This window comes from Clostridium amazonense (assembly GCF_056431285.1).
The window spans coordinates 314,538-329,292 of the sequence record NZ_JBWKMH010000033.1; the positions used below are offsets into that span (position 1 = coordinate 314,538).

At 24.1% G+C, this 14,755-nt stretch carries 19 protein-coding genes; 3 read left to right on the forward strand and 16 right to left on the reverse strand.

Annotated features, from left to right (window positions below):
* Positions 1 to 99: 99 nt before the first annotated feature.
* From aroQ to AC07E4_RS16225, 11 genes are all read right to left on the reverse strand, one after another.
* Positions 100 to 537 carry a type II 3-dehydroquinate dehydratase gene (gene aroQ, locus AC07E4_RS16175; RefSeq protein ID WP_040329362.1) on the reverse strand — a complete coding sequence of 146 codons (438 nt, stop codon included), beginning with the start codon at positions 535 to 537 and terminating at the stop codon, positions 100 to 102.
* A gap of 113 nt (positions 538 to 650) precedes the next feature.
* Complete coding sequence (locus AC07E4_RS16180; protein WP_040329364.1) at positions 651 to 1,157, reverse strand: shikimate kinase; 507 nt, start codon at positions 1,155 to 1,157, stop codon at positions 651 to 653.
* 12 nt (positions 1,158 to 1,169) lie between these two features.
* Positions 1,170 to 1,550, reverse strand: a complete 381-nt coding sequence (locus tag AC07E4_RS16185) for a hypothetical protein (protein WP_040329366.1) — start codon at positions 1,548 to 1,550, stop codon at positions 1,170 to 1,172.
* A complete protein-coding gene (locus tag AC07E4_RS16190) occupies positions 1,544 to 1,978 on the reverse strand; it encodes a hypothetical protein (RefSeq protein WP_430829744.1) in 435 nt (144 codons plus the stop codon). Before AC07E4_RS16190 ends, AC07E4_RS16185 begins: the two co-directional genes overlap by 7 nt.
* A 16-nt stretch (positions 1,979 to 1,994) precedes the next feature.
* On the reverse strand, positions 1,995 to 2,702 hold the full coding sequence (locus AC07E4_RS16195) for a hypothetical protein (RefSeq protein WP_040329369.1): 708 nt from the start codon (positions 2,700 to 2,702) through the stop codon (positions 1,995 to 1,997).
* 36 nt (positions 2,703 to 2,738) lie between these two features.
* Positions 2,739 to 3,086 carry a hypothetical protein gene (locus AC07E4_RS16200; RefSeq protein WP_478216986.1) on the reverse strand — a complete coding sequence of 116 codons (348 nt, stop codon included), beginning with the start codon at positions 3,084 to 3,086 and terminating at the stop codon, positions 2,739 to 2,741.
* 20 nt (positions 3,087 to 3,106) lie between these two features.
* Positions 3,107 to 3,652, reverse strand: a complete 546-nt coding sequence (locus AC07E4_RS16205) for a hypothetical protein (RefSeq protein WP_478216987.1) — start codon at positions 3,650 to 3,652, stop codon at positions 3,107 to 3,109.
* On the reverse strand, positions 3,600 to 4,040 hold the full coding sequence (locus tag AC07E4_RS16210; RefSeq protein ID WP_040329373.1) for a hypothetical protein: 441 nt from the start codon (positions 4,038 to 4,040) through the stop codon (positions 3,600 to 3,602). The genes AC07E4_RS16205 and AC07E4_RS16210 overlap by 53 nt, the downstream gene beginning before the upstream one ends.
* Positions 4,021 to 4,467 carry a hypothetical protein gene (locus AC07E4_RS16215; protein WP_430829741.1) on the reverse strand — a complete coding sequence of 149 codons (447 nt, stop codon included), beginning with the start codon at positions 4,465 to 4,467 and terminating at the stop codon, positions 4,021 to 4,023. Before AC07E4_RS16215 ends, AC07E4_RS16210 begins: the two co-directional genes overlap by 20 nt.
* A gap of 32 nt (positions 4,468 to 4,499) precedes the next feature.
* Entirely contained in the window at positions 4,500 to 5,699 is a 1,200-nt protein-coding gene (locus AC07E4_RS16220) for a type II secretion system F family protein (protein ID WP_040329376.1), read from the reverse strand.
* A gap of 4 nt (positions 5,700 to 5,703) precedes the next feature.
* On the reverse strand, positions 5,704 to 7,206 hold the full coding sequence (locus AC07E4_RS16225) for a GspE/PulE family protein (protein WP_430829739.1): 1,503 nt from the start codon (positions 7,204 to 7,206) through the stop codon (positions 5,704 to 5,706).
* 351 nt (positions 7,207 to 7,557) lie between these two features.
* Between AC07E4_RS16225 and AC07E4_RS16230 the strand changes: the two genes are divergently transcribed.
* Together AC07E4_RS16230 and AC07E4_RS16235 are read left to right on the forward strand one after the other, a co-directional pair.
* Complete coding sequence (locus AC07E4_RS16230) at positions 7,558 to 7,836, forward strand: autorepressor SdpR family transcription factor (protein WP_040329378.1); 279 nt, start codon at positions 7,558 to 7,560, stop codon at positions 7,834 to 7,836.
* On the forward strand, positions 7,833 to 8,471 hold the full coding sequence (locus tag AC07E4_RS16235) for an SdpI family protein (RefSeq protein ID WP_430829738.1): 639 nt from the start codon (positions 7,833 to 7,835) through the stop codon (positions 8,469 to 8,471). Before AC07E4_RS16230 ends, AC07E4_RS16235 begins: the two co-directional genes overlap by 4 nt.
* Before the next feature lie 180 nt (positions 8,472 to 8,651).
* Here AC07E4_RS16235 and dapF read toward each other — a convergent pair whose 3' ends face one another.
* Positions 8,652 to 9,473 (reverse strand): diaminopimelate epimerase, encoded by an 822-nt coding sequence (gene dapF, locus AC07E4_RS16240; RefSeq protein WP_040329380.1) that lies wholly within the window; start codon positions 9,471 to 9,473, stop codon positions 8,652 to 8,654.
* Positions 9,474 to 9,860: 387 nt separating this feature from the next.
* Between dapF and AC07E4_RS16245 the strand changes: the two genes are divergently transcribed.
* Positions 9,861 to 11,609, forward strand: coding sequence for an Rqc2 family fibronectin-binding protein (locus tag AC07E4_RS16245; RefSeq protein WP_430829737.1), 1,749 nt, complete (start codon positions 9,861 to 9,863; stop codon positions 11,607 to 11,609).
* A gap of 28 nt (positions 11,610 to 11,637) precedes the next feature.
* On the opposite strand, the gene AC07E4_RS16250 is transcribed toward AC07E4_RS16245, so the two are convergent.
* The 4 genes from AC07E4_RS16250 to lspA are packed head-to-tail and all read right to left on the reverse strand — an operon-like array spanning position 11,638 to position 14,709.
* The gene (locus AC07E4_RS16250) at positions 11,638 to 12,753 is read right to left on the reverse strand and encodes a THUMP domain-containing class I SAM-dependent RNA methyltransferase (protein WP_040329383.1); all 1,116 of its coding nucleotides are present in this window, start codon (positions 12,751 to 12,753) and stop codon (positions 11,638 to 11,640) included.
* A 28-nt stretch (positions 12,754 to 12,781) separates the two neighbouring features.
* Positions 12,782 to 13,318: a bifunctional pyr operon transcriptional regulator/uracil phosphoribosyltransferase PyrR gene (gene pyrR, locus AC07E4_RS16255; protein WP_040329384.1), complete on the reverse strand. Its 537-nt coding sequence runs from the start codon at positions 13,316 to 13,318 to the stop codon at positions 12,782 to 12,784.
* Between the two features lie 21 nt (positions 13,319 to 13,339).
* On the reverse strand, positions 13,340 to 14,257 hold the full coding sequence (locus AC07E4_RS16260; protein ID WP_040329385.1) for an RluA family pseudouridine synthase: 918 nt from the start codon (positions 14,255 to 14,257) through the stop codon (positions 13,340 to 13,342).
* Positions 14,257 to 14,709: a signal peptidase II gene (lspA, locus tag AC07E4_RS16265; RefSeq protein WP_040329386.1), complete on the reverse strand. Its 453-nt coding sequence runs from the start codon at positions 14,707 to 14,709 to the stop codon at positions 14,257 to 14,259. The genes AC07E4_RS16260 and lspA overlap by 1 nt, the downstream gene beginning before the upstream one ends.
* Positions 14,710 to 14,755 lie beyond the last annotated feature (46 nt).

The window sequence follows — 14,755 nt, forward strand, 5'->3', positions numbered from 1 at the left end:
TATTTCTTAGAAGAAATATTAGCTATAAATAATTATTTTAATATATAAGATATATATTTATAAAATTTCTAAGGAGTTAGTAATAATTCGGATAATATTTTATCTTTTTAATACATTTAGTATACTATCTATTGCCGCGATGTACCCATAATACCCTAGCCCACTAATAACGCCATAGCATCCTTCACTTATGACACTTTTACGTCTATATTCTTCTCTTTTATAAATGTTGCTAATATGAACTTCGATAGTTATGATGTTATACGCTTTTATTGCATCTAAAATAGCAATACTGTAATGAGAGTATGCTCCTGGATTTATAACAACACCATCATATACACCTATTGCACTATGTAATTTATTTATAATTTCCCCTTCACAATTGTTTTGATAAAAATCAATTGTCAAATCTTTTGTGTTTTTAAACTTATCTAAAATAAGTTCATTGATATCATTTAAAGATAACTCGCCATAAATGCTAGTTTCTCTAATACTTAATAAATTAAGATTTGGACCATTAATAACTAAAATTTTCACAATACAAAACCACCTTATTGCAATAAAAAAATCTAACAATAGTATTTTATCAAAAATAGTCACCCTTTGCAATTGTAAACATTGAATAAAATTCCAATAAATTTATTCACATTTTATTTGTTTAATTTTTCAATCATATTAATAATATTATCCAAATTTTCTTCTAAGTTATTGCCTAGATCAATTATTATATCTGCACTTTCATATACCTTAACTCTAGAATTATATATTTTTTTTACTTTATCTTTATAATTCCCTTTTATTAAAGGTCTATTCTCCACATTTTTTGCTCTTTTTAGTAATATTTCTAAAGGCACTCTTAAATATACTACAATACCTATATTTTTTAATTTATCTATATTTCTATTATATATAGGCATTCCACCACCAGTGCTTATAATACTATTATCAACATATTTAATTTTTTCTATAACACCTGATTCTAAATCTCTAAAAAATTTTTCTCCTTTAACTTTAAAGATTTCATTTATAGTAATTTTATTTTCTTCTTCTATAAGCTTATCTGTATCTATAAAGTTACAATTTAATTTCTTACTTATTTCATAAGCTAAAGTTGTTTTTCCACTTAAACTCATTCCTATTAAAATTATATTTCTCATATTTTTTCCTTACTATTTATTTTTTATAAACTCTATATTAAATGTTACATCCTTCATATTCTTTATATTTATGTTATCTATAGATATAACTTCATCAAAACCTATCAAATATTCTAATATAGATAAAAGTTCATCATATTGACCATTGAATGAAATAGTATAAATACATCTATCATTTTCCACCTCTATATTATCTATATTTAAATTTTCATAAGAATATAATATCTCTAGAGCATCTACAAAACCATATGTTTTTTCTATCGTATTTGTCACTGTAACACTTTCATCTTTTAATTTCACATAATTATCTACATATAATTTTACATTAAATACACTAATAAGTAAAAAAAATATAATAATTATTTTTAAAACTATAGTATTATTTTTTAGCATAATATCACCTTTATTAATTTTTTATCATTTTCTTCAATGATTGGAGATATAGAATTTATTTTATATATTTTTTCTAATCTTCTAATAATGTCTAAACATTCTTTTTTATTTTCTACTCTTATTAACATTTCTACACTATCTTTATTTACTAATATGTTTTCTATGTTTAATCTTTCTGGTTGAAACTTATTATTAAATTTTTTCAGCATATCTGTAGTACTTGTATCTTTTGTTATTTTATTTTCTGCATTTACATTAGTGGCTTGACTTAATTTTTTATTATATTTATCTGCCTCTAAATTTTTTACACCTAAAAATGAATTTATGAAAATTAATAATACTACATATATAATTAATTTCTTTTTATAAGTTTGATTAATCTCATATTTTTTCTTTTTAGAAATCATTACAAAAGACTTTTCTATCATTTTTTTCACCCTTTTGTTATATAATATATTTTAAAAATGTATTCATATCTATATTTAAAAGTTGTGTTGCATTTAACTCCTTTAATTTCTCTTTAAAGTTTTCTAAATTTGAATAGTATATATTTTTATATTTTATATTACAATCCAAAAAATTATCTATTTCCATTTCTATATGATTTTCATTATATTTTTTAGTTTGTATAACCTTATTAAAGATTAATTTATTTTTATATACTTTCAAAAAATATATATAATCTCTATATTGTATAATTAACATATACGTTTCTTTTAAAATCATTTTTGAATAGTAATTAATTATATTATTTTGAGTAAAATCTATTTTAATTAAATTTCCATTCTTTACAGTATTGATTTGCAATGATCTTATACTACTTTCGTGTGCACAGTACAAAACAATTTTAAAGCAATTTGTTTTTTCTTCTAGCACATCATAATTATAAATTATATCTTCTCCGTATCTTATCAATACTTCATTTTGGATTACATCTCTTAAATATTTTTTCTTCACTTTAGGTACTTTTATTATTTTTATAAAAAGTTCTTGCCCTTCTATGTTTAAGATTATTTTTTTATTTTTCAAATACAGCTCTTCAATTTCTTCATTACTTTTATATTCTCTTTTAAATTTTACTTTATTAAATAATTTTTTATTATATTCTAATCCCTTAATATTTTTATTATCACCATATATGAAGATTCCCATTTTTACTCCTTTCAATTATTTTAGCAATAATTTTTTTCAATTTTCAAAGTAAATTTTTCCGCCTTCTTTTATAACGTTATAATTGTAAATTTTAATTCTTTTAAATTTATTTAAAAACTTAACTGTTACCTTTTTACTATCCTTTGAGTAAATACCTGTGCTATTGTTGAATTCAACCATAAAATCTTCATCTTCTTCATCACTTGTATTTTTTAACTTATTATATAATTTACTTAATATAATTTCCTTTGTCTCTTCTTCCTCTTTTTGTGTAATTAAGTACTTATTATTAGATTTAAAATATTCTAATACAGTTTGATTTTTTCCAACCATGTATGTACTTAAAATCATTATTATAGCCGTTAATATAATAACCGATATCATTACATATCCGTTTTTATATTCTAACTTTTTTCTAATGAATACCACCTCTCATACTTTATTCCTTCATTGCTTTCTATTTCTACCCAAAACAAATCACCAACTTTTTTTGTTTTAAAATTTTTTATGTTTCTTATTATATAGTTTTTATAAGTTGTATCTTCTGGAGTATTCCATCCTTCTTTGTTTAAAACAAATAAATTATTATCTATTTGTTTTATAAGCTTAGTAATTTTATATTTGCTTTTGATCCCATTTTTATCCTTTTCTTCTATTTCTTTGTGTATAATTATATTATTGTCTATTATTTCTATTTTAATAACATTTTCCATGGTTTCATGTTCAATGAAATGTAAACACTCTTCTATGTCTACCATATTTCTTTTATATTTAATTTTTTCATAAAATAATTTATCACAAAGTTTAAATGTACTAATTAGTATTGTAAGTATAATTATTCCTAATGATATCCCAATTAAACTCTCTAATAAAATATATCCCTTATTTCTTTGCATCCTATATTTTTCTTTTCTTTTCATACAATCCTTTATAAAATGTACAACTTTCAACTATCTCACCTTTTGAAATTCCATTTATTTTTACTTTTACATAATCATCTTCTTTTTTTAAATTTATTTGTAAAATTGAATTTTCCTTGTCATACTTAGATGCTATTTTTAAAATTCCACCTTCTGAATAGTTGTTTAAATCACGTTCATTTAAATATATCTTCTTATCTAATAACGACTCTATCTCTTGAAATTCTGTATTATATATTATAATTTTTTCTGACTTTTGAATGTATTTACATATATCATTTTTAGTTTTAATTTTATTTTCAATATTTCTATTAACAATTATAGTTTGTAGAATTAACGTTATTAAAATAAGGACTATACTCATAGCAACTACTGCTTCTATAATTATATATCCTCGCTTATTTTTTAAGATTGACATAACTTGTACCTACCATTATAGATATTTCCTTTTCCTTTCCTTTTTCATCTTGCAACAATATTGTTGTTGCTTTGGTTATGTATCCTGTCTTATCTATTATTATATTTTTAAAGCTACTCTCATTTATTTTTATTCCCTCTTTTAACTTAAAGTCTTTAATAATTTTTGTATTGCTTATAAAATAAATATTTTGGATATTTTTATTATTGTCATATTGTAATTCAAGTCTTGTCTCACAATTATTATTTCTACTATAGCTTCTGGCTACATTTAAAATGTCAATTAATTCATTTGCTGAATACTCTAAATCTAATTTGCTTTTATATATTTTTAGTGCCTTATATGAAAGTAGCGATATTGTAACTATTATTAATATTATTGATAACTCTACAACTTTCTCCATAAGAATTGCACCATGTTTTTTCAAACTTATCACGCCTTTTATTTACTTTTTTAAATTTATAAAGCCATAAACTCAATCATATTTAACATAGGTATTAACATAGCAACTATCATTGTGGTTATCAATATTCCTACTATTACTATTATTGTTGGTTGCGTTATTTCTGTAACTTTAACTAAAAAACTTTCCATATCCTCTGTTAAAATATCTTTTAAAGTATTGAAGCTTTCATTTAATCTTCCACCTTCTTCTCCTATGGCTACAACTTCAATAAAAAATTTTTCAAATATTTCTGTAGATTTAAGTGAATTTGAAAGTGTTTCCCCTGTTATTAATTTATTTAATCCTTCATATAAAATTTTTTTTATATATTTATTGCTTATTGTACTTGTTGTAATATCATAACTTTCAACTAAATTAATTCCACTGTTTAGAAGCATAGACATACTACTGCTAAATTCTTGTCTAATTTTTTTTATAAGTATCTTTCTTAATAAAGGAATTTTAAATTTAAATCTAGTTATGTTTTCTCTTAATTTTTTATTTGTTTTCAGCATTAAAACTAATGCTACTATTATGAATATTTGTACTAAACTTTTAAATTTATTTACGGATATATATTCACTAGTATTCAAATAAAATTTTGTAATGCTTGGTAATTGAGTTAAATCAATATTGAATTGATTTATAAATTTAGGAAGTATCGTGGTCATAAATACAATTTGTATACTTATTCCAACTATAAGTACAAATGCTGGATAAATAAATGATGTAAAAAACTTTTTCCTTAATCTAGATTTTTGTAGATAATAGCTTTCCATATTATTAAATATGTTTTTTAAATTTCCGCTATCTTCTCCTATCTTAATCATGTTTATTAAATTATTTGGATATATATTTCTATGTTTCATCATAGCTCTATATAAACTTTCACCTTTTCCCATATCTTCTTTAATTATTTTCAAACTTTTTCTTATAGGTTTATTATTAATTCTAGATATTATTAAATCTAGACCTTCAATAAAACTTAGCTTAGTTTCTAATGCTATACACATATATTTGCAAAACATAGCAATATCTTTATATGAAACAATATTTACACTTCTTCTTGAAAAAATCTTATTGACTTTTGAATACTTTATGCATAGTAATTTTTTTCTTTTTAATAATCTTAAAAGTTCTAAATTATTTTCTGCATACTCATATCCTTTTTTGATACTTCCATTTCTATTTACAGCCAAATATTTATACTCCATAAAATTATCCTCTCTTTGACATATAGTTTAATTTTAAGTTACCTATATATTGCTCATAAGTTGTTTCACCCTTTAAAACTAATTTTTTTAGTTTTTCCTTTAATGAATTTCCTTTGTCATTAAAACTATATTTTCTTAATTCATTTATATCATCATAATTCATAATTATATTTTTATGACTGTCTTGTATTAGAACTAACTCATAAACCATAACTCTTCCATCATATCCTGTATAATTGCACTTATCACATCCCACTGCTGAAAATAATATTTCTTCATTTTCTATTTCTAAGTCTTTAACTTCCTCTTTAGTAGCCATATATGTTTTTTTGCAATTATTACATAATTTTTTAACTAATCTTTGAGATATAACAAGCCCAACAGAATCTACTACTAAATACTTTGGTACATTCATATCAATTAATCTTATTATTGATGATGATGTATCATTGCAATGCATAGTAGACAAAATTAAATGCCCTGTTAAGGATGCAGTTATTGCAATTTGTGCAGCTTCTTCATCAATAATTTCTCCAACCATAATTACATCTGGGTCTTGCCTAAGAATATTTCTTAAACTTTTACTAAATGTTAAACCTATATTAGGATTTATATTAACTTGATTTACTTTTTCTATTTCATATTCTATAGGATTCTCAACGGTAACTATATTTTTTCTATCTCTATCCATTTCTAGAATCATAGAATATAATGTGGTAGTTTTTCCACTGCCAGTAGGCCCTGTAAGTAGTATCATACCACTATTAGCCTTTAATACTTTTCGTATTGTTTTTACATCTTCATTTTCAAAGCCTATATTTTCTAGAGAGTACTTCATATTATTTTTATAAAGTATTCTTATTACAAATTTCTCACCATATATTATTGGCAGTGATGATATTCTAAGATCAAATTCTTCGCCATTAAATTTAAATCTTATCTTACCATCTTGTGGATTATTTTTTATACTTATATCCATAGATGCAAGTATTTTTATTCTATAAATTATATTTTCATAAATCTCTATTGGAAATTCCTCAATTTTTATAAGATCACCATTTATTCTTATTCTTACTAATACACTATTTTTAAATGGTTCTATATGTATGTCACTTGCATTTTTCGTTATTGCTTCTTTAATTATGGAATTTAATATAAAAACTGCTGGTGAATCATCCTTTTTCGTATGTATATCTATAAAGTTCATATTACTTTTTTCTATTTGCTTTTTACTTTTTAATTTAGTTATATTTTTCTTTAAACTTTCCTTATTGTAATAGAATTTTATTAAATTTAATATGCTAATTTCATCTAGAAAATTCTCCCTTACATTTCTGGATGTTATAAATTCTATTTCTTCTATAATTTCTTTACTTAATTTACTAGAAACAAATAAATATATATTACTTTCATCCATTTTATAAGGAATTAAATTGTACCTTAATGCTAAATCTTTTGATATTACATTTATCCCACAATTTTCAATATCAAACTTTTGAAAGTTCATTTATATCACCTCTACTTATTTATAATAATTGCCATTTTTTCAAATTTTATATGGATTTATTTCAAATTGAAGTTAATTTTATGTTAACTTTTTAGTATCTATAATTTCAATTAAATTAAATTTGTCTATTATAGGTGTAACATATATTGTATAATGTAAATATAATAGAGTTTTTTTAGTAAATTTAATAGTTTAAAAATGTAATTATTTTTCTTTAAATTAAGAATTTAAATTTTAAGGTTTAACCTATTGTATTTTAATTTAAAATAGATGTTAAAACTTAATATGTATTTTTTCTTAATATGACATTTTGAAATTTTAAAGATAGTCTCTTAATAAGGAGGAATTTTTTTGTTTAATGATGTATTTAAAGCATTGTCAGATCCAACTAGAAGAAAAATTTTAGATCTTTTAAAATCTGAAGATATGACTGCAGGTGACATTGCTAATTACTTCGATATATCAAAACCTAGTATTTCTCATCACCTTTCTATTTTAAAGCAAGCAGATTTAGTTCACGATGAGAGAAAAGGTCAATTCATTTATTATTCATTAAATACTTCTGTGTTTGAAGATTTAATGAATTGGTTTATAAACTTAACAATGAAAGAGGAAGGTACTAAAAAATGAAGAAGAAAGACATGTTATCTTTTGGCTTAATTTTAGTTACATTTATTTTCTGTGTAGCGATTTATAATAAATTGCCAGATTCTATACCTATACATTGGAATGTTAATGGTGATATAGACAATTATGGAAGTAGACCATTTATCTTTTTAGGTCCTATCTTATCTTTACTATCTTTCTTAGGACTTAAATTTTTACCTAAAATTGATCCTAGAAGTAAAAATTATCTAAAATATGAAAAGCAATATGATGTTATAGTATTTTTCTTAGTTCTATTCTTATGTTTACTCAGTTTTGTAACTATTTTTGCATCATTAGGATATGATATACCTGTTGACAAAATAATTCCATTAATTGTAGGTATGCTATTTATTATTCTAGGAAATTATTTACCTAAATGTAAAAGCACATTTTTCTTTGGTATAAGAACACCTTGGACACTTAGTAATGATGATGTATGGAGAAAAACTCATAGATTAAGTGGTAAATTATATGTAATATCAGGACTTATAATTATGATAGCACCTTTTATATTTTCAGGTAATGTTTTGCTTGGTTTTATTATTTTTGCAATTTTACTTTGTTCACTTGTACCTTGTGTTATGAGTTATATATTTTTTTATAAAAGTAAAAATTAGCAATAATAATACCTAACACTATTACTAAATCCATTAATTGCAGGTTTAAACATATGTTATATATAGACCTTAATTTTAAAATTTAAATATGATAACAAATGATAAAAGAGAAAGTTCAGTAATTTTAGTTATTGAACCTTCTCTTTTATTATTTTATTTCAACTTAACCGTATCTTATAATTATACTTCAACATTCCCCTCAAATACATTTTCTGCAGGTCCAGTCATCATAACTCCACATTCTTTAATTTCTATAAAAAGCTCTCCTCCTGGTATAGTAACCTTACAAGCTTTATCTATAAATCCTAATTTATTGGATATTACAACTGATGCACAACTTCCTGTTCCACATGCTAATGTTGGTCCAGCACCTCTTTCCCATGTTTTTACACTTATATTGTTTCTATCAATAATTTCACAAAAGTTAACATTTGTTCCTTCTTTAAATATTTCATATTTTTCTATTTCTTTTCCTTCATTTATATCATACTCATCAAGGTTTCCAATTATAACTGTATGTGGAACCCCCATAAGTAAAGTATTTATTTTATAACTTTTGTTATTAGCTGTTATATCATAATTTATTATCTCTGTGTTTAATGTACATTTAAAATCTATAGAATTAAAAGATGGCATTCCCATATTAATTTTAACTCCTGTTATTTCTTTGTCATTATTAAAAATTAATTCTGCCCCTTTTATCCCATCACCTGTTTTTATAGTCATATTTTCTTTTGTTACATAACCATTTTCATAAGCAAACTTTGCAAAACATCTAATTCCATTTCCACACATAGAAGCATAAGAACCATCTGCATTTATTATTATCATTTCAACATCTGCTTCTTTACACTTTCTTAGAACTAAAATTCCATCTGCACCTATTCCAAATCTTCTATCACAAAGTTTTTTCGCTAAACTATTTAAATCAGTACATTTATTTTCTATATCCTCTAAAACAACAAAATCATTTCCTGCACCCTGCATCTTTATAAATTTCATATATCTTCCTCCACTCTATAGGGTTCTAATCTCAAATTTAAAATAGTATCTTTATCAAATGACAATTCCAGATTTGCCTTTTATATCCATCACAACATTTGGAACCAATTAATAATGATGGTGTCGCTACAATATTATATTTGCACTTCAAATAAAATAATCATAATACTTATACATAAAAAGTTCCTTTTGGAGAATAAATTCTCAATTGAAACATGAATAACTTAAAGTTTTATTTTCTTCTATACACATTATTATAGTTTGTATCTTTTATTTTTTCTACTATATTTGTTTATGTTTATATTAATGTTATACTATAATAAATTGGCATTGTGTGGTTTAGTACTATAATCACACTTTAAAATTCCATAGGAAAGGATGATTCACATGGCATTAGATGGAATTTACTTATATAGTTTAATTAATGAATTAAAAGATGAATTAATAGATGCTAGAGTAGAAAAAGTAAATCAACCTGAAAAAGATGAAATAATATTAACCCTAAAGAAAAATAGAAAAAGCCAAAAACTTTTAATCAGTGCTAGCTCTAATTACTCTAGAATTCATTTAACAAATACAAATAAAGAAAACCCTTTAAAAGCACCTATGTTTTGTATGGTTTTAAGAAAATATTTAAACACTGCAACATTAAAAGATATAAAACAAGTGCAAAGTGATAGATTAGTTATTTTAGAATTTGAAAGTACTGATGAGCTAGGATTTAATAGTGAATACTCTCTTATTGTAGAAATTATGGGACGTCATAGTAATATTTCTCTTGTAAGAAAACGTGACAATTTAGTTATGGACAGTATAAAACATATTACCCCAGACATAAATACTTATAGAGTTTTATACTCAGGTGTTCCATATAAATTTCCACCTGAATCACTAAAACTAAATACATTTTCTTTTAACAAAGAAGCTTTCACTAAAAAAGTAATGGATGTTTATAGTGAAAAAGAATTAGACAATAAATTTTTTTCAAATATATTTACCGGTATAAGCTCTAACTTTTCAAAAGAGTTATTATTTAGATTACAAAGTAATAATATAGACTTTTCTTTAAATAACTTAGATGGACTTTATGACTTTATTATAAAAACTTTTAATACTATAAAAGATGTTAACTTTAACTATGTTTCTTATAGTAAAAATAGTATTTTAAAAGATTTCTATTGTACAGATTTACTTTCTCTTAAAAATGAAAATTTTGAACTAAAAGAATTTAATTCACCTTCTGTTCTTATTGAATCATTTTATTTTGAAAAAGATAAAAGTGATCGTCTAAATAATAGAAGTCATGATCTTCAAAGAATTGTACACACTAATATAGATAGGGTAAATAAAAAAGTATCTATACTTGAAAAAACTCTAGATGATTGTAAAGAAAAACAAAAATTGAATCTTTATGGTGAACTTTTAACTGCAAATATTTACTCAATAAAAAAAGGTGATAAGTCTGTAAAAGTTTTAAATTATTATAGTGAAAATGAAGAATATATTGACATTCCTATAAATGAAAATAAAACGCCTTCTGAAAATGTTCAAATTTACTTTAAAAAGTATAATAAACTAAAAAAATCTGAAGAAAATGCATTAATACAAATTAAGATTGCTAAAGAAGAACTTTCTTACTTAGAGTCAGTTATGGCAAATATACTTAACGTTGACAACTATCATGAAATTGAAGATATAAAATCTGAACTTGTTGAAACAGGCTATATAGCATTTAAAAAATCTTCTAAAAATACGAAAAAGAATAAGCCATCTAAACCAATGCATTTTCTATCTAGTGATAATATAGATATTTATGTTGGTAAAAATAATATTCAAAATGATTACTTAACTTTGAAGTTTGCATCTAAAAATGATATATGGCTTCATACTAAAAATATTCCTGGTTCTCATGTAATTATAAAATGTAATGGAGAAGTCAGTGATTCTACTTTATTAGAAGCTGCTAATTTAGCTGGTTATTATAGTAAAGGTAAAACTTCTTCAAATATTCCTGTAGATTATACTGAAGTAAAAAATGTAAAGAAACCTTCTGGTGCTAAACCTGGAATGGTAATTTATTATACTAATAAAACTATATATGTTACACCTAAAGTTCCTGAAATTGAACAAAAATAAGAAGTATGATTAACATACTTCTTATTTTTTATATATTATATTGATAATAATAACATTGCAACCTACCATTATATAATTTTCTATTTTTATCAGCTTTTCTACCAAAGCATCTTTGAAAATCCTCAAATGATGTAAGCACATAACATGACCAGTCATCTAATTTATGATAAACTGAAGAAAACTCTTTATAAAGTGTTCTTACTTCATTTTCATCCAATAATCTTTCACCATATGGTGGATTAGTTATTATCATTCCTCTTTTTTTCTTGGAACTTATACTTTGCATTGGAAGTTTTTGAAATTTAACTACATCATCAACTCCTGCTTTTCTTGCATTATCCATAGCTGTTCTCAATACTCTTCCATCTATATCTGATGCTAAAATTTCAACTTCTTTCTTATTGTGTTGTGATCTTTTAGCACCTTCCCTTACCTGTTCCCAAATATCACTTGGGAAAGTAGGCCATGTTTCACTTTCAAAACGTCTATTAACTCCTGGTGCTATATTTTTAGCTATCATAGCAGCTTCTATTGCAATAGTTCCTGAACCACAAAATGGATCTAGCAATAATCTACTTCCGTCATATTTTGATATTAAAACCATAGCTGCTGCTAAAGTTTCTTTTAGTGGTGCATGACCAGCATTTTCTCTATAACCTCTTTTATGTAATCCTACACCTGAAGTATCTATTGATAGTGTAACAATATCTTTAAGAATTGCAACCTCTATCTTATACACTGGACCATCTTCAGTAAACCAATCTGTGTTATATGTCTTTTTCATACTTTCTACTACTGCTTTTTTTACTATACTTTGACAATCTGGAACACTATGTAATAATGATTTTACTGATTTTCCTATAACATGCATCTTTCCATCTTTAGGTATTAAACTTCCCCAATCTACAGCTAATGTTCCTTGAAATAATTCTTCGAAACTTGTAGCTTTAAATTCAGCCATTTTTATAAAAACTCTTTCTGCAGTTCTAAGATGAATATTACAAATTGCTATGTCCATCTCATCACCTTCAAATGTTACTTTACCATTTTCAACTTTTAAATCTTCATATCCTAAATCTTTTAATTCTCTAGCTGTAATCGCTTCTAATCCAAAAGTCGTAGTGGCAATTATATCATACATCATATATTTTTTTATCTCCAATTCTTTTTGTTTAATTTTCTACTATATTTACTGAATCTTCTCCATCTATTTCTTTAAGATTAACAGATATTATTTCTTTTTTAGATGTTGGAATATTTTTTCCTACATAATCTGCCCTTATTGGTAATTCTCTATGTCCTCTATCTATTAATACTGCTAATTGTATCATTTCTGGTCTTCCAGCATCTATAATGGCATCTAATGCAGCTCTTGCAGTTCTACCTGTATATAATACATCATCTACTAATATTATTTTTTTATTTTCTATTTCTATATCAATATGTTTAGTGTTAACTTTAGGTTCACTTGATATTTCACTTAAATCATCTCTGTATAAAGTAACATCCAACATTCCAACTGGTACTTTTTTTCCTTCAAATTTTTCTATTAATTCTGCTACTCTATTAGCTAGAGGTACTCCTCTTGTTTTTATTCCAACTAATACTATATTTTCTACACCTTTATTTTTTTCTATTATTTCATGAGAAATTCTCGTTAATGTTCTTTTTATAGCGGTATCATCTAAAAGTATTGATTTTACTTCCAATTTTTTCTCCTCCTTCAATATTTATGAATCTGTATTTCTTAAATTATTTAATAAATCTTCAAAATAAATTGGTAGCTTAGATGAAAATTCAACATATTCTTTTGTAGTTGGGTGTATAAAACCTAAATCCTTAGCATGCAATACTTGACCTTGCAATTTAAATTTTTGTTTTTTAAATCCGTAAATCTCATCTCCTACTAAAGGATGTCCAATGTGAGCCATATGAACTCTAATTTGATGAGTCCTACCTGTTTCCAAATTACACTTAACTAAAGTATAATGATTAAATTTTTCTATTACTTCATAATGTGTTACTGCTCTTTTTCCATCCTTAACCACTGCCATTTTTATTCTGTCTACTGGATGTCTCCCTATTGGTGCATCTATACTTCCTGTATCGCTTTTTAATTTACCTTCTACTAATGCATAATAAGTCCTTGTTATACTATGATCTTTAAATTGCTTTGCAAGTTCATTATGAGAATTGTCATTTTTAGCTATAACAAGTATTCCTGATGTATCTTTGTCTATCCTATGTACTATACCTGGTCTTAAAACTCCATTTATACCTGATAAATCATTACAATGATACATAAGTGCATTTACTAATGTTCCTGTATAATTTCCTGGTGCTGGATGAACAACCATATCCTTGTCTTTATTTACTATAATCACATCATTATCTTCATAAACTATGTCTATTGGTATGTTTTCTTTTTCTACTTTTAGCTCTATTGGTTCTGGAATTTCTATTTCAATTTCATCATTCAATTTTAATTTATAGTTGCTCTTTTTTACTTTTCCATTTACAGTTACATTTTTTTCATCTATTAATCCTTGAACATAAGATCTCGATTTTCCTTCTATATTATCTGTTATAAATAAATCTAATCTTTTATCTATATTTTTTTCATCTACTACTAAAATCATTTTTTCCATTAAATTTCGTCCTTTATTATACAATATATTATAGCTATAGTTCCTAAAGTTACACATATATCAGCTACATTAAATGTTGGAAAATAGTATACATCTTGATAATGTACTGAAATAAAATCTACAACATATTTATATACAACTCTATCATAAAAATTTCCTAATGCTCCTGCTATTATCATAGAAAATGCTATTCTTGTAAGTTTAAATTTAGGTTTATGCTTTATTAAGTAATATAAAATCCCACCAACTACTATAGTAGTAACTATAACTAGTAACCAAATTTTATTTTGCATAATTCCAAAAGCTGCTCCACGATTTTCTAAGTATTCAAAAGCAAAAAAATCTTTAATTATTGTTATTCCTTCATTTCCTTTAAGGCTTTTTAACGCTAAAAGTTTTGTTATTCTGTCTGCAAAAAAACCTATAAATATAATTATTATTTCTAATCCCATTTTAGGTTCCCCCTAACTTTTAATAAAATAATAAATATAGTTTCCT